Here is a 26,563-nt window from a genome sequence, read left to right as displayed (position 1 = left end):
GCCGGCCGTCGCCTTCGTCCCGCCGCAGAACACGGGCGGGACCGTAGCGCCGCAGGGCGCGCCCGGTCCTTCCGCCGACGCGACGTTTTCTGACGGTCCGTCAGGTGAGGCCGTGCACGTGCCGACGGTGCCCGCCCAGGGCGCGCCGGTGGAGCCCGCCGAGGCCGTGGCCCTCCCGCAGGAGACCGTCCCGCCGGCCCGCACCCCGGGGCCGGAGGAGACGGCTCCGGTCGCGGATGCGACCGTTCCGGCGGCCGCGGCTCCGGTGGACTCGGTGGATCCGGTGGACGCCGCACAGCAGGCCGGCGCCGGCACGTCCGCACCGGACGCGGTGGCGGCCGCCGGGACGCCCGCGGCGGAACCCGCCGCCGACGCCGGGACGCCCGCGCCGGTCGAGGCAGCGGTGGCCGGCGAAACGCACGCTCCGTCCGACACGGCAGGCGTCACGCTGGGCGCCGAGGCACCGCAGGCCACTGCGACGGGGACCGCCGCGCCCGATTCCGCGCCGGCGCCCGTATCCGCGCCGGCGCCGTCCGGCGTCCCGGCGGAGGCCCCCGTTCACTTCGACGCGTCAGCCCAGGCGGACGCCTCCGCGCCGGAGGGCGGGCCGGTCCTGGCCGACGTGCTCGTTCGGGGCGACGCTTCCGCCGTGTCCGGCGCGCCTGTTCAGACCGACGCTTCGACGCAGGCTGACGCTTCGACGCAGACTGACGCGCCCGTGCCGGGGGCCGAACCCGCGCCGGCCGACGCCTCCGTGACGACTGACGCGTCGACTCAGGCCGACACCTCCTCGCCGGCGGGCACCCCCGCACCGGCTGACGCGCCTGCCCAGCCGGGTGTCTCCGCCTCGGCTGACACGCCGGCACAAGCTGACGCCTCCATGCCGGCGGGCGCGCCCGCCCCGGCCGGCGCATCGGTTCAACCCGATGCTTCTGCTCCGGCCGACGGTCTGGCCGACGCTCCTGCCGCTGCCGACGGCTCCGTGCCGGCGGGCGCAGCCACACCGGCTGACGCACCTGTTCAGGCCGATGTTCCCCCTCGGAGGCCGGTGCACCCGTCCAGTCCGGGGCGCCGGTGGCGGCCGATGTGCCGGGCCAGGCGGACGCGGCCGGGCCGGCTGACGCGCCGGTTGGCGACGGCGTTTCCGCTGTGTCGGGCGCTCCTGTCGAGGCCGGCGACTCCGCTTCGGCCGACGCGTCGGCCCCGGCGGACGCGTCCGCATCGCAGGCCGTATCCGTCCCGGCTGACGCACCCGCCCAGGTAGCCACGTCCGCTCAGCCGGACGTCTCGGCTTCTGCCGACGCCGCTGCCTCCGCCGACGCAGCCGCCCCGGCCGGCCCCTCATCCCCGGCGGACTCCTCGGCCCCGGCAGACACGGCGACCTCGGCCGGCGCACCGGCCGGGGGAGACGCTTCCCCCCAGGCCGGTCCGTCCTCCCCGGCCGGCGCCTCCGTCCCGACGGACGCCTCCGCCCCGGCTGATACGTCGGCCCCGGCGGGCACATCCGCCCAGGCGGACACGTCCGTTCCGGCGGACGCCTCTGCGTCGGCCGACGCTCCTGCCGCGGCTGACGGGTCCGTCTCGGGGGACGTTTCCGCCCCGGCCGGTTCGTCCTCTCCGGCGGACGTCATCGTTCCGGCGGACGCTTCCGCGTCCGCTGACGCTCCTGCCTCGGCCGGCGCATCTGTTCCGGGGGCCGCTTCCGTCCCGGAGGGTTCGTCCCCGCAGACGGACGTCTCGGTACCGGCGGACGTCTCCGTACCGGTGGATGCCGCTGCGTCGACCGGTGTTCCTGCCCCGGCTGACGCATCCGTCCCGGAAGGCGACTCCGTTCCCGAGGGTGCTTCCGTTCCGGCCGGGTCGTCCCCTCAGACCGATGCCTCTGTTCCGGCGGATGCCGCCGCGCCGGTCGACGCTCCTGCCGCGGCTGACGGGTCTGTCTCGGGGGGCGTTTCCGCTCCGGCCGGGTCGTCCCTTCAGGCCGATGCCTCTGTTGCGGCGGATGCCGCCGCGTCGGTCGATGTTTCTGCCCCGGCCGATGGATCTGTTCCGGAGGTCGCTTCCGCCCAGGCCGGTTCGGCTCAGACGGGCGCCTCCGTTCCGGCCGTTGCCACCGCGTCGACCGACGCTCCCGCCTCGGCCGGCGCGTCTCTAACTGGGGACGCTTCCGTCCCGGCGGATGCCTCTGCCGCGGTCGGCGCACCTGGCCCGGAGAACGCGTCCGTACCGGCCGATCCGACCTCTCCGGCGGGCGCTTCCGTCCCGGCGGGCGCACCCGCGCAGGCCGGTCCGCCCTCTCAGGCCGAAGCCCCTGCCCCGGCGGATGCCGCCGTATCGGCTGACGCTTCCGCCTCGACCGGCGCACCGGTCCCGGCAGACGCATCCGCGCAGGCCGGTTCGCCTTCTCCGGCGGACGCTTCCGTCCCGGCCGACGCTTCTGCCGCGGCCGGTGCTCCGGTCCCGGCCGGCGCCTCTGCCCCGGCGGGTTCGTCTTCTCAGACGAATGCCTCCGCCCCCGTGGATGCCTCTGCATCGGCCGATGCACCCGCCTCCGCCGATGCTTCCGTCCCGGCTGACGCGTCCGCCTCCGCTGACGCGTCCGCCTCCGCCGGCGCACCCGCCTCCGCCGACGCCTCCGCGCCGGTCGACGCCTCCGTCCCCGCCGACGCCTCCACCCCGCCCGGCGCTCCAGCCGACGCACCCGCCCAGGCCGACGCTCCCGCCCAGGCGGAGACTTCCGCCCCCGCAGGGGCTGTTGACCCCGCAGAAACCGGGAGCGCCGCAGAGGCGGCCGTCCCCGCAGAGGCAGCCGCCGCTGCGGAGGCCGTCCCCCCGCGGAGGCTTCCGCCACCGCCGGGACGACCGCGCCCGCCGAGAACGCCATGTCCGCCCAGGGCATTACGCCCCTCCAGAACCCCGTGGCTGCCGAGACCGCTGTGCCTGCTCAGACTTCCGTGCCCGCCGAGACCCCCGCACAGACCGAGGTCCCCGCGACGGCCGTTCCCACCGTGACCGAAGGGGCGCCCGTCGCCTCCGACACGGCCGTGACCCCTTCCACTCCGGCAGCACCCGCCGAGGCGCAGGCCGAGGCGTCCGCCGAGACCTCCGCCCTCGCCGAGTCCGCCGACGAGGCGCCCGTACCCGCCGCGGCCCCGGACGGTGAGCCCGCCCCCGTACCCGCGCAGCCGGCCGGACAGCCCGCCGAGCCCGTCGCGGCGCAGGCGGCCGTCCCCGTCGCGGAGGAGGCGCCCGCCCCCGTGCACCTCGCCCTCGTCCGCGACGACGAGCCGCAGGACGGGCAGCCCCGCGCCGCCGAGCCCGGCGCCGAACACGCCGACGGCGCGGACCCCGTCGAAGAGCCCCGCATCCCCTCGGCCCCCGGCCGACGGTTTCGCGGCCGCCGAGCGGGAGGCCGTCCACCGCGTGATGCGCGAACGCCGCGACATCCGCAACGGCTTCCGCCCCGACCCCATCCCGCACGACGTCCTGCTGCGCGTCCTGGAGGCCGCGCACACGGCGCCGAGCGTCGGGCACTCCCAGCCCTGGGACTTCGTCGTCATCCGGTCCGCCGAGACCCGCCGGACCATGCACGACCTGGCCACCCGCCAGCGCGACGCGTACGCCGCCTCGCTGCCCAAGGGCCGGGCCAAGCAGTTCAAGGAAATGAAAATCGAGGCGATCCTCGACACCCCGGTCAACATCGTGGTGACCGCCGACCCCACCCGGGGCGGCCGGCACACCCTCGGCCGGCACACGCAGCCGCAGATGGCCCCCTACTCGTCGGCCCTCGCCGTCGAGAACCTGTGGCTCGCGGCCCGCGCGGAAGGGCTCGGCGTCGGCTGGGTCAGCTTCTTCGACGAGCGGGAGATGGTCCGCGAACTCGGCCTCCCCGAGCACCTGGAGGTCGTCGCGTACCTGTGCGTCGGGTACGTCGACGAGTTCCCGGGCGAGCCCGAGCTGATGCAGGCCGGCTGGTCCAAGCGGCGCCCGCTGTCCTGGGTGGTCCACGAGGAGACGTACGGCCGCCGCGCGCTGCCCGGCGAGGACCCGCACGACCTGCTCGCCGAGACCCTGCGCGGCATCCGCCCGCTGGACGCCAAGGCGCTCGGCGAGGCGTGGGAGCGGCAGAAGCGGATGACCAAGCCGTCGGGCGCGCTCGGCATGCTGGAGATCATCTCGGCGCAGCTGTGCGGCCTGTCGCGCAAGTGCCCGCCGCCGATCCCGGAGCCCGCCGCCGTCGCGGTCTTCGCCGGCGACCACGGCGTGCACGCCCAGGGCGTCACCGCCTGGCCCCAGGAGGTCACCATGCAGATGGTGACCAACTTCCTGGGCGGCGGGGCCGTGTGCAACGCGTTCGCCAACCAGGTCGGCGCGGAGGTCTGCGTCGTGGACGTCGGCGTCGCCGGCGACCTGCCGGCCCGCCCCGGCCTGCTGCCGCGCAAGATCCGGCCCGGTACGGACGACTTCACCGCCGGCCCGGCGATGACCCGCGAGGAGGCGCTGCGCGCCGTCGAGGTGGGCATCGAGACCGCCCGCGACCTCGTCACCGCGGGCAACAAGGCGCTCCTCACCGGCGAGATGGGCATCGCCAACACCACCGTGTCGGCCGCCCTGATCTCCGTCTTCACCGGCTCCGACCCGGGCGAGGTCACCGGCCGCGGCACCGGCATCAACGACGAGATGCACGCCCGCAAGATCGATGTCGTCCGGCGGGCGCTGGAGCTGCACCGCCCGGACCCGGCCGACCCGATCGGCGTCCTCGCCGCCGTCGGCGGGCTCGAACACGCCGCGCTCGTCGGCCTGATCCTCGGCGCCGCGTCCCTGCGCACGCCGGTGATCCTGGACGGGGTGAGCGCCGGTGCCGCCGCCCTGGTGGCGCGGGCCATCGCGCCCGAGGCGCTGGCCGCGTGCATCGCGGGGCACCGCAGCGCGGAGCCCGGGCACGTCGCCGCTCTGACGAAGCTGGGGCTGCGGCCGCTGGTCGACCTCGACCTCCGCCTCGGCGAGGGGACGGGTGCGCTGCTGGCGCTGCCGGTCGTGCAGAGTGCTGCGCGGGCGATGCACGAGGTGGCGACGTTCGACAGCGCGGGGGTCGCGGAGAAGGGGTAAGGCCCTGCGGGCGGCTGGTGCCCCGGTCCCTCCCCCAGAGGGGGCACCCCCATTCGCCGTTTCCTGCGGGGGCTGGCGCCCCCGCACCCCCGAAACCGCGCTCCGCGCGGTTGTCCTCAAACGCCGGACGGGCTGTGTGGTGCGCCGCCCCGGGGCGAAACCCCCCGCTAACAAAGCCCACGTAGGGTATGCCCAGCGCCCCTGACCAGCGAGGAGACCCGCAGCCCCCATGGCCGAGCACCCAGAACCCGCCGCCTACCCCGTCGGACTCCGCCTGCGCGGCCGCCGCGTCGTCGTCCTCGGCGGCGGCCAGGTCGCGCAGCGCCGGCTGCCCGCCCTCATCGCGGCCGGCGCCGACGTCCTGCTCGTGTCGCCGTCCGCGACCGCGTCCGTGGAGGCCATGGCGGAGGCCGGCGAACTGCGCTGGGAGCGCCGCCGCTACCGCGAGGGCGACCTGGACGGCGCCTGGTACGCGCTGATCACCACCGACGACCCCGAGGCCAACCGGGCCGCGTCCGCCGAGGCGGAGGCCCGCCGCGTCTGGGCCGTCCGCAGCGACGACGCGGAGGCGGCCACCGCCTGGACGCCGGCCACCGGCCGCAGCGCGGGCGTCACCGTGGCCGTGCTCACCGGCCAGGACCCGCGCCGCACGGCGGCCCTGCGGGACGCCATCGTCGAGGGGCTGCGCGACGGTTCCATCGCCGCGCCGCACCGCCGCACCCGCCCGGGCGGCGGACGGGTGGCCCTCGTCGGCGGCGGCCCCGGCGACCCCGACCTGATCACCGTGCGCGGCCGGCGCCTCCTCGCCGAGGCCGACGTCGTCGTCGCCGACCGGCTCGGCCCGCGCGACCTCCTCGACGAACTCCCGCCGCACGTCGAGGTGATCGACGCCGCGAAGATCCCGTACGGCCGCTCGATGGCCCAGGAGGCCATCAACGACGCCCTGATCGAGCACGCGAAGGCCGGGAAGACCGTCGTCCGCCTCAAGGGCGGCGACCCGTTCGTCTTCGGCCGCGGCAAGGAGGAGGTGCAGGCGCTCGCCGAACACGGCATCCCTTGCACCGTCGTTCCCGGCATCTCCAGCTCGATCAGCGTCCCCGGCACGGTCGGCATCCCCGTCACCCACCGCGGCGTCGCCCACGAGTTCACCGTCATCAGCGGGCACGTCGCCCCCGACGACCCGCGGTCCCTCGTCGACTGGCCGTCGCTCGCCCGCCTCGGCGGCACCCTCGTGGTGCTCATGGGCGTCGAACAGTGCGGTGCCATCGCCGAGACGCTCATCCGGCACGGCCGGTCCGCCGACACCCCGGTCGCGGTGATCCAGGAGGGCACGACCGCCGCCCAGCGCCGCGTCGACGCCGTCCTCGGCACGGTGGGGGAGCGGGTGCGGGCCGAGGGCATACGTCCGCCGGCCGTGATCGTCATCGGCGAGGTCGTGGCGATCGGCCGGGAGACGGACGCCACCCCTGGCGGCGCGACCGCCGGCTGAGAACGAGCCCCCGGAGCCCCCCGGAGCCTCCGGGTCTCCCGGACCCCCCGTACGCACCACGAGACACGTGAGCCCCATGACGCAGTCCCCCCAGGTCATCACCATCGACGACCCCGACGACCCCCGGCTCCACGACTACACCGGCCTGACCGACGTCGAGCTGCGCCGCCGGCGCGAGCCCGCCGAGGGCCTGTTCATCGCGGAGGGGGAGAAGGTCATCCGCCGGGCGGTGGACGCGGGTTACGGCATGCGCTCCATGCTGCTCTCCGCCAAGTGGGTCGACGCGATGCGCGACGTCATGGAAGACGTCTCCGCACCCGTCTACGTCGTGGAGCCGGAGCTCGCCGAGCGGGTGACGGGGTACCACGTGCACCGCGGCGCCCTCGCCTCCATGCGGCGCAAGCCGCTGCCCGACGCCGCCGGGCTGCTGGCCACGGCCCGCCGGGTCGCCGTCATGGAGGCGGTCAACGACCATACGAATATTGGTGCCATTTTTCGAAGCGCGGCCGCCCTGGGCATGGACGCCGTCCTCCTCTCCCCGGACTGCGCGGACCCGCTCTACCGGCGGTCCGTCAAGGTGTCCATGGGCGCGGTGTTCTCCGTCCCCTGGGCCCGGCTGGAGAACTGGCCGCGCGACCTGGAGACGGTCCGGGCGGCGGGCTTCCGGGTCCTGGCCCTCACTCCGGACGCGCAGGCCACCGCGATGGACGCCGCCGCCCCGCACCGCCTCGAACGGGTCGCCCTCATGCTCGGCGCCGAGGGCAGCGGCCTGTCCGCCAAGGCCCTGCGGGCGGCCGACGAGTGGGTGCGCATCCCGATGGCGCACGGCGTCGACTCCCTCAACGTCGGCGCGGCGGCGGCGGTCGCCTTCTACGCCGTGACGGCGGGGACGCCGGAGGAGCGGGCGTAGGGCGCGGACGCCTCCGGGCCGGCGCGGCGAGCCGTTTCGCCGCCTCGCCGGCAGCCGGCCTCCCCGGCACCGCCTTCCCGGCACCGCCTTCCCGGCACCTCGGCCCTCGGCCGCGCTCCCGGAGCGACGCCTTCCACCGCCGGACGCCGGCCGAGCCGGACCAAGCACGGCGCGGCGGAAACCGCCGCCCTCACCACCCGAGACGCGGCCGCCGAAGCGCTCGCACACGCCCGGCTCGTACTGCACCGCACCGGCTGGTACCACCGCACCGGCGCGTCCCGCACCGCACAGCAGCCGGGTTCCGGCCGGTCCGGCCCCCGGCGCCCACGCGGAAGCGGCCCCGCCGCCGTAACGGGTTCGCGCGGCCGTCCGTGCTTTACCGGCCGACCCGAGGACCCGTCCGTCCACCGCGCCGCGCCCTGCGACGATCCTTTGGAGCCCGCCCGCGAAGGCGCCCGCTCACCCCGCGGCCGTCAGCTCCGAAGGCCCCGGACCGACGGCGCGGCCTCCGGCTCGCTCCGCTCGCCGGACGCGCCGCACGCATCCGCCGTCACCGCGACCGCGCACGACTGCTTCCGTCCCAGGTCCCGCCCCAGGCCCGACGACTTCTTCGGCCCGTCGCACCCCTGCGCCGCCGCGATGCCCAGCGCCACCAGCAGCGTCACCACCACGAAGACGATCAGCCGCTGCCGCAACAGCCGGGGGTCGCCGCCGGACCGGCGGCCCGGTGCCCCGGCACGGGCAGCCGGGCGGGAGCCGTTGCGCGGCCGGCCCGCGGGCCGTGCGCCCGGCCGGTCCGGGCGGGGCTGCCGCAGCGGTCGGGTCGCGGGCGGCCGGGCGGGGGAGGAGCCCCCCTGCGCGGCGGCTGCCGGGCGCGGCTCCGTGGACTGGTGCGCGTGGTCCGCGACCCGCCGGTCCGAGGGCCGCTCGGGCTCGCGCCGCGGCGGCACCCGGCGGCCGTCCGGCAGCCCGTGCGCCTCGCGCGCGGCGATCTCCTTCAGCCGCAACGACAGCTGGAGCGTGCTCGGCCGCTCCTCCGGGTCCTTCGCCAGGCAGGCGAGGATCAGCGGCGCCAGCGCGTCCGGCACCCCCATGAGCTGCGGCTCCTCATGCACCACCCGGTACAGCATGACCTCCGAACTGCCCTGCCCGAAGGGGGAGTCCGCGGTCGAGGCGTACGCCAGGGTGGCGCCCAGCGCGAAGACGTCCGTCGCCGGCGTCACCGTCGCGCCCCGCACCTGCTCCGGCGCCAGGAAGCCCGGCGAGCCGACCGCCGTGCCGACGTGCGTCAGGGTGCTGGCCCCCGTCGCCCAGGCGATGCCGAAGTCGATGATGCGCGGGCCCTTGGGGGAGAGCAGGATGTTCGACGGCTTGAGGTCGCGGTGGACCACCCCGGCGTCGTGCACCGCGAGCAGCCCCTCGGCCAACGCCGCCCCGATGGACGCTGTCTGAGCCGCCGACAGAGGCCCTTCCTCGGTCACCTTGTCGTGCAGCGAGGGCCCGGGCACGTACTGCGTCGCGAACCACGGCCGCTCCGCGTCCAGATCGGCGGCCACCAGCCGTGCCGTACAGCCGCCGCGGATGCGCCGCGCGGCGGACACCTCGCGCGCGAAACGCGAGCGGAACTCCTGGTCCTCGGCGAGATCCGGCCGGATCACCTTCAGTGCCACCCGCTGGCCGCGCTTGTCCGAGCCGAGGTACACCACGCCCATGCCGCCCGCGCCCAGCCGGCGGTGAAGCCGGAACGAGCCGACGACACGCGGGTCCTCGCGCCGGAGCCGCATCATCGTCATCTTCATCCCCGCTGCCGGTCCGTCTGACGAGCCACAGCTTACGGATTGACGGGCGGCCGTGCTGAGAGGCCGCGCATGCGTCGGCCATCGGATGACCGCTTCCGCCGCGCGTCCGCGCCCGCCCGCTCCCCGCCACCCGCCCGGCGCCCGTCCGTCGGCCGTCGAGGGCCAAGCTCCCCAAACGGCCCGGGGTTTGACGGGCCGACGGCCCGCACCCCGCCGGCGGACACCCCCGGGCCGCCCGCCGCTCGAACACCTGACACCTCGTCGGTCCGGGCGGTACGACCGCGGGGAACCGGACGTGAGGCAGATCACTCCACCGTGGTCCCCTGGGGGAGGACCCGGACGCCGCCCCGGGACAACCCCGGCGAACCGCTCCTCTGTTCTCCACCCAGGGGAGTACCGGCCCGCCCCCTCCCTCCTCCTCCCGAAGGCGGTGCAAGGGGTACGAGGGCATGACGTCCGGCCCCCTCCCGGCCGCCTAGTGTGGAACCCGAGCGGCGGGCGCAACACTCGTCCCCCGAGGTCGGACGCCCGCCGCCGTCAGCATCAGGCAGCACGCCCGGTGGCCCGCGCGCAGCGGAGCCGGGCCGGGGCGGGGCGGGTCCGACGGACCGGGAGGGAGGGGCGCCATGGCCCAGGCGGTACGACGCGCGGCCCGCGCGCCAGGGCGGTCGGACGTCCACCGGAGCCTCCCCGACCTCCCCGGCGGCCGCCCCGCCGACAACCGGCACCCTCTGGTCGCGCTGGCCATGGTGCTGCCCTGCGCGGCGGTCCTCGCCGTCGCCTTCGGCGGCTGGGATGCCGTCGTCACCCAAGCGTCGTCCGTGGCCGGCATGCTGGGGCGCTGAGCGCTCCGCTCCCGGAAGAGCGGTCCGGGTCGGGGACGGGCCGGCCATAACCCCGTGGGGACGGGGGTGCGGCGGACGGCACGACGGGCCGGGCACCTGGGGAGGTGCCCGGCCCGTCCTTTGTTCCATACCGCTACGACGTGCGACACCGCTACGACATGCGAAAACGGCCGGAGGCCGGAGCTCGAAGCCCCGGCCTCTGGCCGATCATGGTGCGCGATACTGGGATTGAACCAGTGACCTCTTCCGTGTCAGGGAAGCGCTCTCCCGCTGAGCTAATCGCGCGGGAAGGCCCGTGAGGACCTTGGTGGACGATACTGGGATTGAACCAGTGACCTCTTCCGTGTCAGGGAAGCGCTCTCCCGCTGAGCTAATCGTCCGGGAGGGTGTGCCGAGTGCGCGATACTGGGATTGAACCAGTGACCTCTTCCGTGTCAGGGAAGCGCTCTCCCGCTGAGCTAATCGCGCGGGAAGGTCCGTGAGGACCTTGGTGGACGATACTGGGATTGAACCAGTGACCTCTTCCGTGTCAGGGAAGCGCTCTCCCGCTGAGCTAATCGTCCTTGGAGGTGGAGACGGGATTTGAACCCGTGTAGACGGCTTTGCAGGCCGTTGCCTCGCCTCTCGGCCACTCCACCAGGAGTGCGGGGGTCGGGAAGATCCCCCACTCGAGCGGACAACGAGACTCGAACTCGCGACATCCACCTTGGCAAGGTGGTGCTCTACCAACTGAGCTATGTCCGCACGCATCCCCCGGACCAAGATCCGGAAGCTGCCCCGCCGTTTCGCTTCCGCGTCCCGGCGACGTGTTGAACTCTAGCGGATTCCCGCGCCAGCTCAAATTCCGTTTCCGCAGCGTGCTGCCCTCTTCCTTCACCCGGCTCAGCGCCGGGGACCGGCCCATAGACTCGATGACGTGCATGACCTCCCTCCGATGGCCCGCTTCGGCGGCCTCCTCGCCACCGATCTGCGCGACGTCACCAGCGACCCCGAGGCCCTCGACTCCCGGGGCTGGTGGGCCGTGGTCGCCGGTTTCGAGGGAGACCTGCGGTGTGCCCGCTTCGGCGACGTACGCCCCGCGCCCCTCCCCGCCCCCGGGCGCTGGCGCGGACCAGCTCCCGAGGCGTGGACCAGCTCCCTGGACCGCGACGCCTACATCGCGGGCGTCCGGCGGATCCGCGAGCACATAGCCGCCGGCGAGGTCTACCAGGCCAACCTCTGCCGCGTCCTCGGCGCGCCGCTGCCCGACCCGGACCACGCCGACGTCGACGCCCTCGCCGCCCACCTCGCGGCCGGCAACCCGGCCCCCTACGCCGGCACCGTCCGCCTCCCCGCCCACGGCACCGAGGTGGTCACCGCCTCGCCCGAGCTCTACCTGCGCCGCACCGGCCGCGTCCTGGAGTCCGGACCGATCAAGGGCACCGGCCGCACCGCCGCCGACCTGCTCGACAAGGACCACGCCGAGAACGTGATGATCGTCGACCTGGTCCGCAACGACCTGGGCCGCGTCTGCGCCACCGGATCCGTGACCGTCCCCGCACTCTGCGCCGTCGAACAGCACCCCGGCCTCGTCCACCTCGTCTCCACCGTCCGCGGCGAGCTCGCCGACGACGCCGGCTGGACGGACCTGCTCGCCGCCACCTTCCCGCCCGGCTCCGTCACCGGCGCGCCCAAGGCCAGCGCCCTGGAGATCATCGAACGCCTGGAACGGGGCCCGCGCGGCCCCTACTGCGGCGGCATCGGCTGGGTCGACGCCGACCGGGGCACCGGCGAGCTCGCCGTCGGCATCCGCACCTTCTGGATCGACCGCACCGCGCCCGGCGGCCCCGCTCTCCGCTTCGGCACCGGGGCGGGCATCACCTGGGGCTCCGACCCCGAGGGCGAATGGGCCGAGACCGAACTCAAGGCGGCCCGGCTGCTCGCGATAGCGTCGGGCACCCACAGCCCGACCGCGCACCACCCGACCGCCCACAGTCCAGCCTCCGGGAGGCAACGGTGACCGTCTGGCTCAACGGGAAGCTCGTCGAAGAGGACGCCGCCCGCGTCTCGGTGTTCGACCACGGACTCACGGTCGGCGACGGCGTCTTCGAGACCCTCAAGGTCGTCGACGGCCGTCCCTTCGCCCTCACCCGGCACCTGGCCCGGCTCACCGCCTCGGCCCGCGGCCTGGGCCTCCCCGCCCCCGACACCGACGAGGCCCGCCGCGCCTGCGCGGCCGTCCTCGACGCCCACCCCCTCGCCCTCGGCCGCCTCCGCATCACCCTGACCGGCGGCCTCTCCCCGCTCGGCTCCGACCGCGGCGCCGCCGACACCACCCTCCTCGTCGCCGCCGCGCCCATCGAGCCCCGCCCCCCGGCCACCGCGGCCGTCACCGTCCCCTGGACCCGCAACGAACGCGGCGCGCTCACCGGCCTCAAGTCCACCTCGTACGCCGAGAACGTCGTCGCCCTCGCCCGCGCCAAGGAACAGGGCGCCACCGAGGCCCTCCTCGCCAACACCACCGGCGCGCTCTGCGAGGGCACCGCATCCAACGTCTTCGTCGTCGTCGACGGCGAGCTCCACACCCCGTCCCTCGCCTCCGGCTGCCTCCCCGGCATCACCCGCGCCCTCGTCGTCGAGTGGACCGGCGCCCGCGAGACCGACCTGCCCATGGACGCCCTCGACCGCGCCGACGAGATCTTCCTGACCTCCAGCCTGCGCGACGTCCAGGCCCTCCACACCCTGGACGACCGCCAACTCCCGGGCGCCCCGGGCCCGGTGACCGCCGAGGCCATGCGGATCTTCGCCGAGCGGTCGGCCGCGGACACGGATCCCTGACCCGGGGACGGCCGAGGGAAAAGCCGGCGACATCCGCCCCGGCGCGTGGGTAGAACAGCGGCATGACCACCACCCTGCGCCCCACGGCACCCGAACAGCGCACCGACGGCGGCCACCGGCGCCGCGGCTACGAGATCTGCGTCAACGGCAGGCCCGTCGGCGACGCCGAGCTGGCCACCCACCCGCACTTCGGCCCCCGGGCCGGCTCCATAGAGCGGCTCTTCGTCCGGGAGAACGAACGCCGCCGCGGCCGCGGCACGGTCGCCGCCCTCGCGGCGGAGGAGGTGCTGCGCGGCTGGGGCTGCCATTGGGTGGGCGTCGGAGTCCCCGCCGGGGACGCGGCCGCGCTCGGCCTGGTGACCGCCCTCGGCTACACCGAGCGCAACCGGAACATGGCCAAACCGCTCACCGGCCCGCCCGCCCTGCCCGCCGGGAGCGTGGCCCGCCCCATGGACGACGACCGGTTCCCGGCATGGCTCGCCGAGGAGAAGGAGGGCTACGTCGAGTCGCTGACCGAACGCGGCGTCCCCCGGGCCGAGGCCGCGGCCAAGTGCGACGCCGACCACGCGGCCCTGCTGCCGCGCGGCAGCGCTACCCCGGGTGTCGCCCTCCGCGTCCTCGCCCACGAGGGCGTCGACGTCGGAACCCTCTGGCTGAGCACACGGGACGGCATCGGCTACGTCTTCGACGTCAAGGTGGCGCCGGAACACCGCGGCCGGGGGCACGGGCGCACCCTGATGCTCGTCGCCGAACGCGAGGCCCTCGCCATGGGGCACGACCGCATCGGCCTCAACGTCTTCGCCGGCAACACCCCGGCCCGGCGGCTCTACGAGTCCCTGGGCTACGCGACCACGAACCTGTACTTCCACAAGACGCTGTGAAGCGGAGGGCGCGCCTCCGGCCGGCGTCGGCTAGCCGGCCAACAAGCGGTCCGCGATCTCCTCGATCCGCTCCCGCAGCCCTTCCTGGCTCTTCCCGCCGTCCAGCCGCTCACCGCCGATGACGTACGTCGGGGTGCCCGTCACCCCGATCGCCTTGCCCTCGGCCTGGTCGGCGTCGACGATCAGCAGGTGCCGGCCGTCGATCAGCGCGGTGTCCACCTCCTCGGCGTCCACCCCCAGCCCGGCCGCCGCCTCGACGAGCACGGCCTCGCCACGCTCGCCCAGCTCCCCGGCACGCGCCAGCACGGCCTCCGCGAACTCCCAGCCCCGGCCCTGCTCGGCCGCCTCCTCGGCGGCCTGCGCGGCGGCGTAGGAATGCCGGTGCTTCTCCAGCGGGAAGTGCCGCAACCGGATGTCCAGCCGGTCGCCGTAGCGGGCCCGCAGCGCCCGCAGGTCCCCCAGGGCGGCGTGGCAGTCGGTGCACTGGAGGTCGCACCAGACGTCGAGGACGACGGGAACGGCGGGGCCGGCGGACGAGGGGGCGGAAGGGCTGTTGGTCTCGCTCATGCCCCCAGTCTTCCAGCCCCGGACAGGGGACCGACCGCGGGAGACCCGACGGCGGGAACCTCAATGGCGGGAACCTCGACGGCGGGCGGCCCGGCCCCGAGCCGGCCGGTCGGCCAGGCGGCCCCGAGCCTGTCCCGAGCCGCCCCTGAGTCGCCCCTGAGTCGCCCCTGAGGAGGAGAGCCCCCAGGGGGCGACCCGGAGATCTCCCTGATCCCCGGCCCCCGTCGTGGCCCCCGGACCGCCGCCCGGTGCAGGATGGACACAGGAGCCCACCATCGGCAGGAGGACCGGATGCTGACCTCGACCGTTTGCGCCGCGGTGTCCGCGGGCGGCCTGGGCATCGCCCTGCTGACGGCGTACCGCAAGCGTTTCCTCGCCGCGACCCGCATCGCGGCCTTCGCCCTGATCCCCATCGGCCTCGTCCTGACCGGGATCATCGACTGGGTCACCGACCTGGTCTTCAAACCGACCGTCTGGGCCGGCTTCGGCGTCCTCGCCCTCTCCGCCCTCCTCTTCCTGGTCGGCCGGGCGGCCGAGCGGCGCGGCTCCGGAAGCCGCGACCTGCCCCCGGCCGGCCGCCGCGACGCCCTGACGCCCGGCGCCCCCACCGCCCCCTCGGCGGACCGCCCGAAGGGCCGCTCCAAGGCGAAGGGGCGGAAGGGTACCGGAGGGGAGTTCGACGACATCGAGGCAATCCTCAAAAAGCACGGGATCTGACGAACACCTCCACACGATCGGCCCGTTGACGGAACGGCCTGCGCCATCATCTGCCGGAGATGAACGACGAACCGGCCGAGACGACCGCGGAACTGACCGCAGACCTGTCCGACCTGAACGACCTCGACCTGAGCGACCTCGCCAAGGAACCGCGAGGCTGCCTCTTCGCCCTCTCCCAGCCGCCCCTGATGCTGTTCCTCGCCTTCGTGGCGACGCTGATCCTGGCGACCGCGGTCCACGACCTCTACCGGTGGTGAGCGGTGGACAGCCCGATCAGTCGGCCGCGCCGCGCCGCCGGGCCCGGTACGCGGCCACATGCAGCCGATTCCCGCAGGTCCGGCCGTCGCAGTAGCGGCGGGACCGGTTCCGCGACAGATCCACGAAGGCCCGCCCGCAGCCCGGCGCCCCACAGCGCCGCAGCCGCTCGCGCTCGCCCGCCACCAGCAGGAACGCCAGCGCCATCCCGCCGTCGGCCGCCAGGTGCTCGGCGAGCGAGGCCCCCGGCGCGAAGTAGTGCACATGCCAGTCGTAGCCGTCGTGATCGGTGAGCCGGGGCGTCGTGCCCGCCTCGGCGACCAGGGCGTTGAGCAGCTCGGCGGCCTCCGCCGTGCCCTCGGTGTCGAAGACCCGCGCGAAACGCCCCCTGAGCTCCCGCACGGCCCGCAGATCGTCCTCGTCCAGCCGCCCCACTCCGCTGATGTCGTGCCGCTCCACGAAGGCCCGCAGCGCGGCCACGTCCGGCAGCCCGTCCTCCCTGACGTCGGACGGCGCCCCGGCGGGGGAGCTGTTGAGCAGGTCGACGACGGCGTCGAGCGCGCACCCGGTGTCGTGATTGATCAGCACGGTTGGTTCGCTCCCTGGCCCGGCCGGTGGGGCGGCAACTTGTTCGACGGTGGGCACCGACCTTACTGGCTCCGGGGGAAACGCCACACGGCCGCGCCGTCGGCCACGGTGGTTTCCGTGGCGCCGGCGCGGCCGTGTGGCCGGCTGCGCGAGGGACGTGTCAGCGGGACGGGACGCGCGCCGCCTCCCCGAGTGGGCGGCGCGCAGGGACCGGACCTCGTGGGGTGGACCTCCTCAGCTCTCCGCCAGGATGTGGGAGAGCTCGGTGTCCAGGTCGAAGTGCCGGTGCTCGGTACCGGGCGGGACGGCGGCGTCGGTCCGCTTCAGGAACGACTCCAGGGCTCGCGCGGGCGCCTCCAGCAGGGCCTCGCCCTCCGGAGAGCTGAGCGCGATGCACACGACGCCCTGACCATGGCTGCGGGACGGCCAGACGCGGACGTCGCCGGTGCCGGTGGGCCGGTGCAGCCCCTCGGCGAGCAGGTCCCGGGCGAAGACCCACTCGACCGTTTCCTCGGCTCCGGTGTGGAAGGTGGCGTGTACGGCATACGGATCGGAAGTGTCGTACCGCAGACCTGCGGGTACAGGCAGTGACGATTCGCTCGACACAACGAGGCGCAGGTGCAGCTCACAGCTGACCGTGGTGTTCATAAGCGCCAGGGCCTTTCGCTCAGTGTGCGCTCGGGGATTCGCACGTCGGCGAAATCGACATGCCACCTACGGTGCCGTTGTAAACCCCTCTGACCGTTTTGGGGCTCTTCGGATACCTCGTACGGCCGACCCGTCGCGCTCCGTGTGCGGCCGTTCCGGTGAGTTCCGTCAAGGGCGCGCCCGGCCCCTATCATCACCTAGGGTGACGACTCGTGACCGGCTCCGGCCGGACGTCCCGGCGGCGGTTCTGGGCACCGCCTGACATGCGGTAATGTTTGCGGTGCGCCCGGGCGATTAGCTCAGCGGGAGAGCGCTTCGTTCACACCGAAGAGGTCACTGGTTCGATCCCAGTATCGCCCACATCCCACCCGTGGTCCGCGAGGCAAGCCCTTGCGGACCACGGGTGTTTTGTCGTGACTGTGCGGGCTGAAGGATCAGCCCGTCCGGCGTTTGAGGACGAGCGGCGAAGCCGCGAAAAGGGGGGGCTGGGGCTTGCCCCCAGGAATCGGTGAAGGGGCGGGTCCGGGGCACCAGCCTGCCGCAGGCGGAATTTGATGCGGGGCCTCCGCGACCTGTATTGTTCAGTGCGTTCCCGGGGGCAACCCCGAGAAACTCCCGGGCGATTAGCTCAGCGGGAGAGCGCTTCGTTCACACCGAAGAGGTCACTGGTTCGATCCCAGTATCGCCCACACACCACGAGGCCGGTCCTTCACCAGAAGGACCGGCCTCGTCATGCTGCGGACGGCAGCCCCGCCCGCACCGGCCAAGCCGGATCGCACTGCTCGTCCGAGCCGTTCCTCGCGAACCACGCCTGGAGTCCGCGCGCCTGCGCCGCGTGCCACACCGCCTGCCGCGCGTGCAGCTCCGCCACGCTCAGCCGCTCCAGCCGTACCGCGAACCGCTGCCCTATCGCCCGGGCCACCGCCATCGCGGCGGTCGCGTCCGCCGCCGCGTCGTGAGCGCCCGTCAGCTCGACCGCGTACTCCGCGCACAGATCGGACAGCGTCCGGCGGCCCTTGCGGTAGCGGTCCAGGTGTTTGTCCAGCACCCAGGGGTCGAGGACGCAGAGCGGCGTGGCCCCCAGGTACGCCGCGAGCGACGCGGCGCGGTGCCGCCGCAACTCCCGGTCCAGCAGCGTCAGATCGAACGGCGCGTTCATCACCACCAGGGGGGTCCCCGCCGCCGCCTGCTCGGCCAGCGCCCGTGCCACCTCCTCCATCACCGGCGCGGGCCACCGCCCGAACCGCTGGAGGTGCACGTCCGTCAGTCCGTGTATCGCCGTGGCGCCCTCCGGCACCGGGACGCCCGGATTGACCAGCCAACGGGTGACCGCCGGCGAGGCCCCCGCCCGTGACTGCACCACCAGGGCCGCGGACACGATGCGGTCGTGCTCGACGTCCACCCCGGTGGTCTCCGTGTCGAAGGCGGCGAGCGGCCCCTCGAACCAGCTCGGCATGTCACAACTCCTCGTGCTTGACCGGAACTTGGCGTGAATCCCCTCCCTCCGTCGAGTGATACCCGGTCTCCGTACGGCCCGAACCGCCCTTGTTTGCGAAGGAGTTCGGGTGGAGACAACAGCGGTGTAGACACCGGCGGACGTGCTCCCGGAAGGTGTTTCGGACATGGCCCTCACCCGGCCCGAACCGGCTGTCCCGGCCGGCGGGCCACCGCGCGCCGACGGGCGGCGCCCCCCGCACGGCCCGGCCCCGGCCCGCCGCGGCACCCTCGCCACCACCGCCTGCATGGAGACGCTCCAGATCGGCCATCTGCACGCCGTGGCGGCGGCGGCCGGCTGTACCCTCGCCCAGCCCTTTCCCGACCACGGCATCGACTGGCACGTCAGCCACACCGCCCCCGGGCACACCACCGACGACGAGGTCACCATCAAGGTGCAGCTCAAGGCCACCTACCAGGTGCCGCCCCGGCCGCCCGGCGCCAGCTTCCCCTTCACGCTCGACAACGAGCACCTCGTCAAACTCGCCCGCACCCCCGTGGCCGTCCACCGCATCCTCGTCGTCATGCTCGTCCCCCGCGCCAGGGACGACTGGGTGCACGCCGGCCCGGACCGGCTCGCCGTCCGGCACTGCTGTTACTGGACCAACCTCGCCGGCCACCCGGTCACCGGCCGGCACAGAACCACCGTGCGGATCCCCACCGCGCACGTCTTCGACGACCACGCCCTCTGCGAGATCATGACGCGCGTCGGGGCGGGAGGGAGACCCTGATGCGACCGCCGGCCGACCCACACCGCCCCGCCGAGCCCGACGTCCTCGCCGCCCTGCTGGCCCGCCACGGCTGGCGCCGCCGCGGAGGCGCCGCCGGACGCTACGGCCGCTGGACCCCGGCCCCGCCGAACGGCGCCGGCGGCCCCAGCCTCCTCGTCCCCGAGGACCCCGCCCTCCCCGACAGCGCCGAACTCCTCGCCGAAGCCCGCACCGCCCTCGAACACAGCACCGATCCCACCGCCCGGCATATCCTCCTCGCCCTCAGCACACCCGGCGACGAGATCCACTGCGCCCGCCGGACCCCCGCGCCCGACGCCGACTGGGCCGCCCAGGACCGGCTGCGCGCCGGCGTCCGCGCCCTGCTGACCGCCGGCGCCCTCGCCGCCCGCGCGGCCGCCGGCCACCACGGCGCCCGCCACCGCCGTACGGCCGAGGCCGCCCTCGGCGGACTGCTGCTCGTCCCCGGCGGCTCCGCCCGCGAGCTGTCCGTCCTCGCCCCGCTCGACCCCGGCCCCGCCTACGGCCGCCCGGCCGTGACCGCCCTCCTCACCGCGCTGTACGCCGCGCGCGACGCCACCGACTACCAGCGCGCCACCGGCCGCACCGACGCGTTCACCGCCGCCGTCGGGGCCGGAGTCTGCCGGGAACTGACCGAAGCCCTCGTCGCGCTGGTCACCGGGACCGAGGGGATCCGCGTCCGGATCCACTGGGCCCCGGCCGCCGGGCCCCCGCCCGGGCACCCGGCCGACCCCGAGCCGGTGGAGTTCTCCCCCGGGACCTGCCCGCCCTGCGCGCCGCGAGCGCCCGCTATCTGCACGACGAACCCGCCGTCCCCGTCCGCCTCACCGGCACCGTGGCCCACCTGTGGCGCGAGACCCCGGGCGGGGGCGGCACCGTGCGACTCCGGGTGCTCTCCGGGGCGGACGTCACGGAAGTCCGCGCCGAACTCGGCGAGACGGACTACCGCGCCGCCGGCCACGCCCACCTGGCGGGCCGGCCCGTGCGGCTCGACGGACACCTGGAGAGCGACGGCGGCTTCCGCCGGCTCGCCGGCGCCGGGGGAGTGCTGCCCCTGCCCGTGGACGACGCCGAACGGGACCGGCTGTTGAAGGCCCTCCACACGGACCAGGACGGCTTCGGGGGCCGGGACGGCGACGGCGTCTGACCGTTTAGCGGCCCGGCCGCCGGGCTCGGTACGATTCAGACGCGCAGCGTCCGCTGCCGTGCCCAGAGTCAGGAGAGTCCGGTGTCAGACGTCCGTGTGATCATCCAACGCGATTCCGAGCGGGAAGAGCGCGTGGTGACGACGGGCACCACCGCGGCCGACCTCTTCGCCGGCGAGCGCACCATCGTCGCGGCGCGGGTGGCGGGTCAGCTGAAGGACCTGGCCTACGAGGTCGCGGACGGCGACGAGGTGGAGCCGGTCGAGATCTCGTCCCCGGACGGCCTCGACATCCTCCGCCACTCGACCGCGCACGTCATGGCCCAGGCCGTGCAGGAGCTCTTCCCCGAGGCCAAGCTGGGCATCGGTCCGCCGGTCAAGGACGGCTTCTACTACGACTTCGACGTCGAGAAGCCCTTCACCCCCGACGATCTCAAGCTCATCGAGAAGAAGATGCAGGAGATCCAGAAGCGGGGCCAGCGCTTCTCCCGCCGCGTCGTCACCGACGAGGCCGCCCGCGAGGAGCTCGCCGGCGAGCCGTACAAGCTGGAGCTGATCGGCCTCAAGGGCTCCGCCTCCCAGGAGGACGGCGCCAACGTCGAGGTGGGCGCCGGCGAGCTCACCATCTACGACAACCTGGACGCGAAGACCGGCGAGCTGTGCTGGAAGGACCTCTGCCGCGGTCCGCACCTGCCGACCACCCGCGTCATCCCGGCGTTCAAGCTGATGCGCAACGCCGCCGCGTACTGGCGCGGCAGCGAGAAGAACCCCATGCTCCAGCGCATCTACGGCACCGCCTGGCCGACCAAGGACGAGCTGAAGGCGCACCTGGAGTTCCTGGCCGAGGCCGAGAAGCGCGACCACCGCCGGCTGGGCTCCGAACTGGACCTCTTCTCCATCCCGGAGCAGATCGGCTCGGGTCTGGCGGTCTTCCACCCCAAGGGCGGCATCATCCGGCGGGTCATGGAGGACTACTCCCGCCGCCGGCACGAGGAGGAGGGGTACGAGTTCGTCTACACCCCCCACGCCACCAAGTCGAAGCTCTTCGAGACCTCGGGCCACCTGGACTGGTACGCCGACGGCATGTACCCGCCCATGCAGCTCGACGAGGGCGTGGACTACTACCTCAAGCCCATGAACTGCCCCATGCACAACCTGATCTTCGATGCGCGGGGCCGCTCGTACCGTGAGCTGCCGCTCCGCTTCTTCGAGTTCGGGACCGTGTACCGGTACGAGAAGTCGGGCGTCGTGCACGGCCTGACCCGCGCCCGGGGCTTCACCCAGGACGACGCGCACATCTACTGCACCCGCGAGCAGATGGCGGACGAGCTGGACCGGACGCTCACCTTCGTCCTGGACCTGCTGCGCGACTACGGCCTGAAGGACTTCTACCTGGAGCTCTCCACCAAGGACCCGGAGAAGTTCGTCGGGTCGGACGAGGCGTGGGAAGAGGCCACGGAGACCCTCCGCAAGGTCGCCGAGAAGCAGGGCCTGGAACTCGTCGCCGACCCGGGCGGCGCGGCCTTCTACGGCCCGAAGATCTCCGTCCAGGCGAAGGACGCGATCGGGCGTACCTGGCAGATGTCGACGATCCAGCTCGACTTCAACCTGCCGGAGCGGTTCGAGCTGGAGTACACCTCGGCCGACGGCACCAAGCAGCGTCCGGTCATGATCCACCGTGCGCTGTTCGGTTCGATCGAGCGCTTCTTCGCGGTGCTGCTGGAGCACTACGCGGGAGCCTTCCCCGCGTGGCTGGCCCCGGTGCAGGCGACCGGCATCCCGATCGGTGACGCCCACGTCCCGTACCTCCAGGAGTTCGCCGCCGAGGCGAAGAAGAAGGGCCTGCGGGTGGAGGTGGACGCCTCCTCGGACCGGATGCAGAAGAAGATCCGCAACGCGCAGAAATCCAAGGTCCCGTTCATGATCATCGCCGGTGACGAGGACGTGGCCAACGGCGCCGTCTCCTTCCGCTACCGCGACGGTTCGCAGAAGAACGGCATCCCGAAGGACGAGGCCCTGGCCGAGCTCCTCGATGTCGTGGAGCGCCGCGTCCAGGTGTGACGCGCTCCGGTGTGTGACGAGGGGCGGTCCCACAGGGCCGCCCCTCGCCGCGTCTCCGCCAAGGAATATGCTGCTCACCATGACGAGTGAGCCGGAGCAGCAGATCGGAGTCGGGTCCCCGGACGCCTTCCAGCGCCTGTGGACGCCCCACCGGATGGCCTACATCCAGGGGGAGAACAAGCCCAGCGGGCCCGGTGCCGGCGACGGCTGCCCGTTCTGCTCCATTCCGGAGAAGTCGGACGAGGACGGGCTGATCATCGCCCGGGGCGAGCGCGTCTACGCGGTGCTCAACCTGTATCCCTACAACGGCGGACACTTGATGGTCGTCCCGTTCCGGCACGTCGCCGACTACACGGAGCTCGACGCGGCGGAGACGGTCGAGGTGGCCGACTTCACCAAGCGGGCGATGCGGGCGCTGCGTGAGGCGTCCGGGGCGCACGGGTTCAACATCGGGATGAACCAGGGGGGCGTCGCGGGGGCGGGGATCGCCGCGCACCTGCACCAGCACGTCGTCCCCCGTTGGGGCGGGGACACCAATTTCCTGCCGGTCATCGGCCACACCAAGGTGCTGCCCCAACTCCTCGCCGACACGCGGAAGATGCTGGCCGACGTCTGGCCGGAGGCATAGTCCTGCGGGGTGCCGGCCGGGGGTGAGGCGGGGACACGCGCCGACCGCATGAGCCGAAAATCACCCCGAATCCAGACAAAAAAGCTCTAATGGTGCGGTGACCTTCCCGCATCGCCGTACCCTGCTGCGCGCAGCCGCGAGCGGTGTCCTCGCCGGACTGGCGGGGGCACCGCTCGTCGGCTGTGACGAGGAGCGGAGGCCCGCCGCCGGGGCACGGGCCTCCGAACGAGCGGCGCCGCCGGGCCCCGGCGTCCGTCCGCCCGCCCTGCCCCCGCTGCCGGCCGGGCTGCCCGCGCAGATCGAGAACGGGCCGCGCGACCGGCAAGCCGTCGCCCTCACCTTCCACGGCCGGGGCGACGCCGGCACCGCGACCGGCTGCCTGGCCGAGGCCGAACGGGCGGGGGCGCGGGTGACCGTGCTCGCGGTGGGGGACTGGCTGGACGCCCAGCCGCAGCTGGCCCGCCGGGTGCTGGACGGCGGACATGAACTCGGCAACCACACCATGCGCCACCTGGACATCTGCTCGATGAGCGCCGAGGCCGCGTACGCCGAGATCACCGAGTGTGCGGAGCGGCTGCGCCGGCTGACCGGCGGGATCGGTCGCTGGTTCCGGCCCTCGAAGACGCGGCTCGCCACGGAGCAGGTGGTGGCGCTGGCGCGCAGGGCGGGGTATCCGCACGTCCTGTCGTACGACGTCGACTCCCTCGACTTCACCGATCCGGGCGCGGCGGCCGTCGGGCGCGCCGTGCTGGACGAGGTGCGTCCGGGGTCGGTGGTGAGTCTGCACTTCGGGCACGCCGGCACGGTGGCCGCGCTGCCCGCGATCCTCGACGGCCTGCACCGCCGCGGTCTGCGCGCGGTGACGACATCGGAGCTGCTGACCTGATGATCCAGTTCTCGCACGTCCGTCCCCGTCCCCGTTCCCTTCCGTGTTCCCGCCCGCGCAGGCTGCCGCGCGGGCTCCGCCGGATCGCGGTGCTCGCCGTCGGCGGGGTGCTGCTGGCCGCGGCCGGCTGCGGTGGCGGCAGCAGCGACGAGGCCGCCGGCCGCCGTCCGCACCAAGAGCAGCGGCAGGGCGCGGCGCGAGGGGTGCCGCAGGGGCTCCCGGGGATGCCGCCGCTGCTGGATCCGAACGACGTGTACGCGGCGGACCGGCCGAACGCGCTGTCCCCGGTGGTGAAGGACTTCCCGTCCCGAGTGTACGTGCCGAACACGGAGTCGGACACGGTCAGCGTCATCGATCCCAAGACGTACAAGGTGATCGAGACGATCCCGGTGGGGTCGCAGCCGCAGCACGTGGTGCCGTCGTGGGACCTGAAGACGCTGTGGGTCAACAACGACCGGGGGCACACGCTGACGCCGATCGACCCGGCGACGGGCCGGGCGGGGAAGACGGTGGCGGTACACGACCCGTACAACCTCTACTTCACGCCGGACGGCAAATACGCGGTGGTGATGGCGTCGATGGACCGGGAGCTGGTGTTCCGGGACGCGCACACCATGAAGCGGAAGAAGACGGTTCCGGTGAGCTGTCTGGGCGTCAACCACGCGGACTTCTCGCCGGACGGGCGGTACTTCATCGTCTCCTGTGAGTTCTCGGGCGAGCTGCTGAAGGTCGACACGGAGAAGATGAAGGTCATCGGCCAGCAGAAGCTGCCGTTCGACGGGGCGATGCCGCAGGACGTGAAGATCGCCTCGGACGGGCGGACCTGGTACATCGCCGACATGATGGCCGACGGGCTGTGGGTGCTGGACGGGGACAAGTTCACCGAGCCGTGGCTGATGCCCACCGGCAAGGGGGCGCACGGCCTGTATGTGAGCCGGGACTCCAAGTCGATGTACATCTCCAACCGGGGCGAGGGGTCGATCTCGGTGCTCGATCTGAAGAGCCGCAAGCTGGTGCACAAGTGGGAGCTGCCGGACGGCGGCAGCCCGGACATGGGCGGGGTGTCGGCGGACGGCAAGGTGCTCTGGCTGTCCGGGCGCTACAACGGCGAGGTGTACGCGATCGACACCACGGACGGGCATCAGATCGCCCGGATCCCGGTGGGCGCGGGGCCGCACGGGCTCGCCGTCTACCCGCAGCCCGGGCGGTACTCGCTGGGGCACACCGGCATCTTCCGGTGAGCCCCGCCTCGTCCTGCTACGCGTTGTAGACGTCGGCCTGACGGGGTGACAGGTCCTGGACGGCGCCGCTGAGGTTGCCGGCGCGGCTGCTGAAGCGCTCGGTGTTCACCCCGTGTTCGGCGAGGAAGCGCACGGCGGTCTCGTGCACCACGCGGAGGACGGGGGTGGCGGCCCGCAGGGCGTCGTCGGCCATGAAGCGGTGGCGCCAGGGCTTGTCGGCCCAGGCGTGCCGCAGGCCGAAGGGCTCGGGGAGGACGAGCTTGCCGCCCCAGTGCTCCAGCAGCGGCGGGTAATAGGTGAGGGGGGCGCGGGCGGCCAGCCGGACGACCTCGCGGGCCTCGACGACGGGAAGCTGGCGCTCCCAGGTCTCCCAGAACTTGATGCCCTTGCGGAAGGTCTTGGTGCGGGTCTTCGGCTTTCCGTTGAAGACGGGGTGGATCGGGCCGAGGGCGTGGCCGGTGACCTCGATGCGCAGCGTCTTGTGCAGGACGGTCACGTTGATGAGCAGGGTGATGACCAACTGGCCGTCCCACAGGACGAACTGGACGCCGAGGTAGTGGCGGTCACCGCTGCCGAAGTGCTGCTCGTTGCAGATCTTCTGGAGCGCGGCGCCCCTTATCTGGAAGGAGGCGTCCGCGTCGGCGGGCCGGGAGACGGCGCCGGCGCCCTCGCCGATCGGGCAGACCACCCAGTGCTCGACGAAGGGCGGGGTCAGGCCGCCGGTGTTGATGGGGGTGCGTTCGAGCAGGCGCAGCTGGTCGTGGACGGCGCGCATGATGTCCCAGCTGCGGAAGGGGTGGATCTCCTTCTCGGGGTCGGCGGGGGCCAGTTCCTCGGCGAGCTGCCAGCTTCCCCAGCGGGTGCCCATGCCGAGTATGCCCTTGGGGCCGGCGTAGAAGACGATGTTGCTCTTCTGCTCGGCGGAGAGGCGCTCCAGGTTCTGCCGGAGCTGTTCGGCGGCGCTCTCGCCGGGGTTCTTGGGAACGGCCTCGGGGATCTTGGCGCCGATGCCGCCGCCGTCCAGCAGGCCGGTCCAGCGGCCGCGGAGGTCCCTGGCGGTGCGTTCGCAGATGGTCTTGGCCCAGGCCCAGCCGATGATGGGGGCGACCATCATGGCGCGGAGGTAGAGGCCGAGGAAGCCGTGGAAGGGCATCTTGACCATGAGGACGGCGCCGAGGACGGCGAGGACCAGCAGGAGGGCGGTGCCGAGGGCGCCGATGCGCTTGTCCTGTGCGCCGGCGAGGGTGCGGCGGAGCTGGAAGACGCCGAGCCAGATGAGGACGCCGGGCAGGAAGAGCACGCCGAAGACCAGCATGAGGACGGTCAGCCGGGCGTCGCGCTGTCTGCGGATGCGGCTGGCGGCGAGGCAGTGCTCGACGATGACCTGCGGTTCGGTGCCGAAGGACTGGATGAGGGGCTTCCGGCCGCCGCCGAGCATGCGCTGCTGCACGGCGCGGGCGAACGCCTCGCCGAGGTTGGGCTCGAAGAGGGAGATGCGGGGCGGTTTGACGGAGGAGTTGGCCCAGTCGGAGTTGGCCTTGAGGAGCTCCTCCATCGGCCCGTCGCGGTAGGCGGCGGAGGCGAGCGCCTGCGTCGCCGCGGTCTGCCCCGCCCCGCCCGAGATGGGGATCTGGGCGCCCGGGCTGAAGTCGAACCCGTCTGTCACTGATGCCCCCCAAGGCGCACGCCGCTGCTGCGACGGCCCGGACCGGCTGTCCTTCCGCGCTCGTTGCCG

General features: G+C 73.7%; 19 protein-coding genes, 8 tRNA genes and 2 pseudogenes. 17 read left to right on the top strand and 12 right to left on the bottom strand.

Features of this window, described 5'->3' with window-relative positions:
- Positions 1-2,882 precede the first annotated feature (2,882 nt).
- The 3 genes and pseudogenes from cobT (at position 2,883) to ACQEVS_RS05495 (ending at position 7,508) form a co-directional block, all read left to right on the top strand.
- Positions 2,883-5,109, top strand: a pseudogene (gene cobT, locus ACQEVS_RS05505) (nicotinate-nucleotide--dimethylbenzimidazole phosphoribosyltransferase).
- A gap of 229 nt (positions 5,110-5,338) precedes the next feature.
- Positions 5,339-6,598, top strand: coding sequence for a uroporphyrinogen-III C-methyltransferase (gene cobA, locus ACQEVS_RS05500; protein ID WP_433015953.1), 1,260 nt, complete (start codon positions 5,339-5,341; stop codon positions 6,596-6,598).
- A 76-nt stretch (positions 6,599-6,674) separates the two neighbouring features.
- Positions 6,675-7,508, top strand: a complete 834-nt coding sequence (locus tag ACQEVS_RS05495; RefSeq protein WP_433015950.1) for a TrmH family RNA methyltransferase — start codon at positions 6,675-6,677, stop codon at positions 7,506-7,508.
- A gap of 473 nt (positions 7,509-7,981) precedes the next feature.
- Here ACQEVS_RS05495 and ACQEVS_RS05490 read toward each other — a convergent pair whose 3' ends face one another.
- Complete coding sequence (locus ACQEVS_RS05490; protein WP_433015947.1) at positions 7,982-9,307, bottom strand: protein kinase domain-containing protein; 1,326 nt, start codon at positions 9,305-9,307, stop codon at positions 7,982-7,984.
- A gap of 626 nt (positions 9,308-9,933) precedes the next feature.
- Between ACQEVS_RS05490 and ACQEVS_RS05485 the strand changes: the two genes are divergently transcribed.
- Positions 9,934-10,152 (top strand): hypothetical protein, encoded by a 219-nt coding sequence (locus tag ACQEVS_RS05485; RefSeq protein ID WP_433015944.1) that lies wholly within the window; start codon positions 9,934-9,936, stop codon positions 10,150-10,152.
- A 210-nt stretch (positions 10,153-10,362) separates the two neighbouring features.
- Here the strand turns inward: ACQEVS_RS05485 and ACQEVS_RS05480 are convergent.
- The 6 genes from ACQEVS_RS05480 to ACQEVS_RS05455 form a co-directional block, all read right to left on the bottom strand.
- Positions 10,363-10,437, bottom strand: a tRNA-Val gene (locus ACQEVS_RS05480).
- A gap of 20 nt (positions 10,438-10,457) precedes the next feature.
- Positions 10,458-10,532: transfer RNA gene (locus ACQEVS_RS05475), tRNA-Val, on the bottom strand.
- A gap of 16 nt (positions 10,533-10,548) precedes the next feature.
- A tRNA-Val gene (locus tag ACQEVS_RS05470) sits at positions 10,549-10,620 on the bottom strand.
- A gap of 20 nt (positions 10,621-10,640) precedes the next feature.
- Positions 10,641-10,715 (bottom strand) — tRNA-Val (locus ACQEVS_RS05465).
- Position 10,716: 1 nt separating this feature from the next.
- A tRNA-Cys gene (locus tag ACQEVS_RS05460) sits at positions 10,717-10,790 on the bottom strand.
- 33 nt (positions 10,791-10,823) lie between these two features.
- Positions 10,824-10,896 (bottom strand) — tRNA-Gly (locus ACQEVS_RS05455).
- A gap of 172 nt (positions 10,897-11,068) precedes the next feature.
- On the opposite strand from ACQEVS_RS05455, the gene ACQEVS_RS05450 reads away from it, so the two are divergent.
- From ACQEVS_RS05450 to ACQEVS_RS05440, 3 genes are all read left to right on the top strand, one after another.
- On the top strand, positions 11,069-12,151 hold the full coding sequence (locus ACQEVS_RS05450; RefSeq protein WP_433015941.1) for a chorismate-binding protein: 1,083 nt from the start codon (positions 11,069-11,071) through the stop codon (positions 12,149-12,151).
- On the top strand, positions 12,148-12,969 hold the full coding sequence (locus ACQEVS_RS05445; protein WP_433015938.1) for an aminotransferase class IV: 822 nt from the start codon (positions 12,148-12,150) through the stop codon (positions 12,967-12,969). Before ACQEVS_RS05450 ends, ACQEVS_RS05445 begins: the two co-directional genes overlap by 4 nt.
- 62 nt (positions 12,970-13,031) lie before the next feature.
- A complete protein-coding gene (locus tag ACQEVS_RS05440) occupies positions 13,032-13,850 on the top strand; it encodes a GNAT family N-acetyltransferase (RefSeq protein WP_433015935.1) in 819 nt (272 codons plus the stop codon).
- A 30-nt stretch (positions 13,851-13,880) separates the two neighbouring features.
- Here ACQEVS_RS05440 and ACQEVS_RS05435 read toward each other — a convergent pair whose 3' ends face one another.
- The gene (locus ACQEVS_RS05435; protein WP_433015932.1) at positions 13,881-14,417 is read right to left on the bottom strand and encodes a DsbA family protein; all 537 of its coding nucleotides are present in this window, start codon (positions 14,415-14,417) and stop codon (positions 13,881-13,883) included.
- Positions 14,418-14,708: 291 nt separating this feature from the next.
- On the opposite strand from ACQEVS_RS05435, the gene ACQEVS_RS05430 reads away from it, so the two are divergent.
- Together ACQEVS_RS05430 and ACQEVS_RS05425 are read left to right on the top strand one after the other, a co-directional pair.
- Positions 14,709-15,134: a hypothetical protein gene (locus ACQEVS_RS05430; protein ID WP_433015929.1), complete on the top strand. Its 426-nt coding sequence runs from the start codon at positions 14,709-14,711 to the stop codon at positions 15,132-15,134.
- Between the two features lie 59 nt (positions 15,135-15,193).
- Positions 15,194-15,391, top strand: a complete 198-nt coding sequence (locus tag ACQEVS_RS05425; RefSeq protein WP_433015926.1) for a hypothetical protein — start codon at positions 15,194-15,196, stop codon at positions 15,389-15,391.
- Between the two features lie 16 nt (positions 15,392-15,407).
- Here ACQEVS_RS05425 and ACQEVS_RS05420 read toward each other — a convergent pair whose 3' ends face one another.
- On the bottom strand, positions 15,408-15,977 hold the full coding sequence (locus ACQEVS_RS05420; RefSeq protein WP_433015923.1) for a CGNR zinc finger domain-containing protein: 570 nt from the start codon (positions 15,975-15,977) through the stop codon (positions 15,408-15,410).
- Positions 15,978-16,211: 234 nt separating this feature from the next.
- Complete coding sequence (locus tag ACQEVS_RS05415; RefSeq protein ID WP_004942301.1) at positions 16,212-16,625, bottom strand: SsgA family sporulation/cell division regulator; 414 nt, start codon at positions 16,623-16,625, stop codon at positions 16,212-16,214.
- A gap of 288 nt (positions 16,626-16,913) precedes the next feature.
- Between ACQEVS_RS05415 and ACQEVS_RS05410 the strand changes: the two genes are divergently transcribed.
- A tRNA-Val gene (locus ACQEVS_RS05410) sits at positions 16,914-16,985 on the top strand.
- Between the two features lie 257 nt (positions 16,986-17,242).
- A tRNA-Val gene (locus tag ACQEVS_RS05405) sits at positions 17,243-17,314 on the top strand.
- A gap of 41 nt (positions 17,315-17,355) precedes the next feature.
- On the opposite strand, the gene ACQEVS_RS05400 is transcribed toward ACQEVS_RS05405, so the two are convergent.
- Positions 17,356-18,081 carry an exonuclease domain-containing protein gene (locus ACQEVS_RS05400; protein ID WP_433015919.1) on the bottom strand — a complete coding sequence of 242 codons (726 nt, stop codon included), beginning with the start codon at positions 18,079-18,081 and terminating at the stop codon, positions 17,356-17,358.
- A 166-nt stretch (positions 18,082-18,247) separates the two neighbouring features.
- On the opposite strand from ACQEVS_RS05400, the gene ACQEVS_RS05395 reads away from it, so the two are divergent.
- From ACQEVS_RS05395 to ACQEVS_RS05370, 6 genes and pseudogenes are all read left to right on the top strand, one after another.
- Complete coding sequence (locus ACQEVS_RS05395) at positions 18,248-18,850, top strand: DUF4365 domain-containing protein (protein ID WP_433015916.1); 603 nt, start codon at positions 18,248-18,250, stop codon at positions 18,848-18,850.
- Positions 18,850-20,015 (top strand): annotated as a pseudogene (locus tag ACQEVS_RS05390) (hypothetical protein). Before ACQEVS_RS05395 ends, ACQEVS_RS05390 begins: the two are co-directional and overlap by 1 nt.
- Before the next feature lie 81 nt (positions 20,016-20,096).
- Complete coding sequence (gene thrS, locus ACQEVS_RS05385) at positions 20,097-22,073, top strand: threonine--tRNA ligase (RefSeq protein WP_433015913.1); 1,977 nt, start codon at positions 20,097-20,099, stop codon at positions 22,071-22,073.
- Positions 22,074-22,140: 67 nt separating this feature from the next.
- On the top strand, positions 22,141-22,701 hold the full coding sequence (locus ACQEVS_RS05380) for an HIT family protein (protein ID WP_433015909.1): 561 nt from the start codon (positions 22,141-22,143) through the stop codon (positions 22,699-22,701).
- A 97-nt stretch (positions 22,702-22,798) separates the two neighbouring features.
- Positions 22,799-23,587 carry a polysaccharide deacetylase family protein gene (locus ACQEVS_RS05375; protein WP_433015906.1) on the top strand — a complete coding sequence of 263 codons (789 nt, stop codon included), beginning with the start codon at positions 22,799-22,801 and terminating at the stop codon, positions 23,585-23,587.
- Positions 23,587-24,828 carry a beta-propeller fold lactonase family protein gene (locus tag ACQEVS_RS05370; RefSeq protein ID WP_433015903.1) on the top strand — a complete coding sequence of 414 codons (1,242 nt, stop codon included), beginning with the start codon at positions 23,587-23,589 and terminating at the stop codon, positions 24,826-24,828. Before ACQEVS_RS05375 ends, ACQEVS_RS05370 begins: the two co-directional genes overlap by 1 nt.
- Positions 24,829-24,844: 16 nt before the next feature.
- Here the strand turns inward: ACQEVS_RS05370 and ACQEVS_RS05365 are convergent, their stop codons facing one another.
- The gene (locus tag ACQEVS_RS05365; RefSeq protein WP_433015900.1) at positions 24,845-26,494 is read right to left on the bottom strand and encodes a hypothetical protein; all 1,650 of its coding nucleotides are present in this window, start codon (positions 26,492-26,494) and stop codon (positions 24,845-24,847) included.
- Between the last annotated feature and the right edge of the window lie 69 nt (positions 26,495-26,563).

The organism is Streptomyces sp. CA-181903 (assembly GCF_050937075.1).
In the GTDB taxonomy this organism is placed as follows: Bacteria; Actinomycetota; Actinomycetes; order Streptomycetales; family Streptomycetaceae; genus Streptomyces.
This window is presented reverse-complemented; position numbering and strand designations above follow the sequence as displayed.

Coding starts and splice junctions, on each gene's coding strand:
- cobA (WP_433015953.1), top strand. CDS start 5,339: ATGGCCGAGCACCCAGAACCCGCCGCCTACCCCGTCGGACTCCGCCTG.
- ACQEVS_RS05495 (WP_433015950.1), top strand. CDS start 6,675: ATGACGCAGTCCCCCCAGGTCATCACCATCGACGACCCCGACGACCCC.
- ACQEVS_RS05490 (WP_433015947.1), bottom strand. CDS start 9,307: ATGAAGATGACGATGATGCGGCTCCGGCGCGAGGACCCGCGTGTCGTC.
- ACQEVS_RS05485 (WP_433015944.1), top strand. CDS start 9,934: ATGGCCCAGGCGGTACGACGCGCGGCCCGCGCGCCAGGGCGGTCGGAC.
- ACQEVS_RS05440 (WP_433015935.1), top strand. CDS start 13,032: ATGACCACCACCCTGCGCCCCACGGCACCCGAACAGCGCACCGACGGC.
- ACQEVS_RS05435 (WP_433015932.1), bottom strand. CDS start 14,417: ATGAGCGAGACCAACAGCCCTTCCGCCCCCTCGTCCGCCGGCCCCGCC.
- ACQEVS_RS05430 (WP_433015929.1), top strand. CDS start 14,709: ATGCTGACCTCGACCGTTTGCGCCGCGGTGTCCGCGGGCGGCCTGGGC.
- ACQEVS_RS05425 (WP_433015926.1), top strand. CDS start 15,194: ATGAACGACGAACCGGCCGAGACGACCGCGGAACTGACCGCAGACCTG.
- ACQEVS_RS05415 (WP_004942301.1), bottom strand. CDS start 16,625: ATGAACACCACGGTCAGCTGTGAGCTGCACCTGCGCCTCGTTGTGTCG.
- ACQEVS_RS05400 (WP_433015919.1), bottom strand. CDS start 18,081: ATGCCGAGCTGGTTCGAGGGGCCGCTCGCCGCCTTCGACACGGAGACC.
- ACQEVS_RS05395 (WP_433015916.1), top strand. CDS start 18,248: ATGGCCCTCACCCGGCCCGAACCGGCTGTCCCGGCCGGCGGGCCACCG.
- ACQEVS_RS05380 (WP_433015909.1), top strand. CDS start 22,141: ATGCTGCTCACCATGACGAGTGAGCCGGAGCAGCAGATCGGAGTCGGG.
- ACQEVS_RS05370 (WP_433015903.1), top strand. CDS start 23,587: ATGATCCAGTTCTCGCACGTCCGTCCCCGTCCCCGTTCCCTTCCGTGT.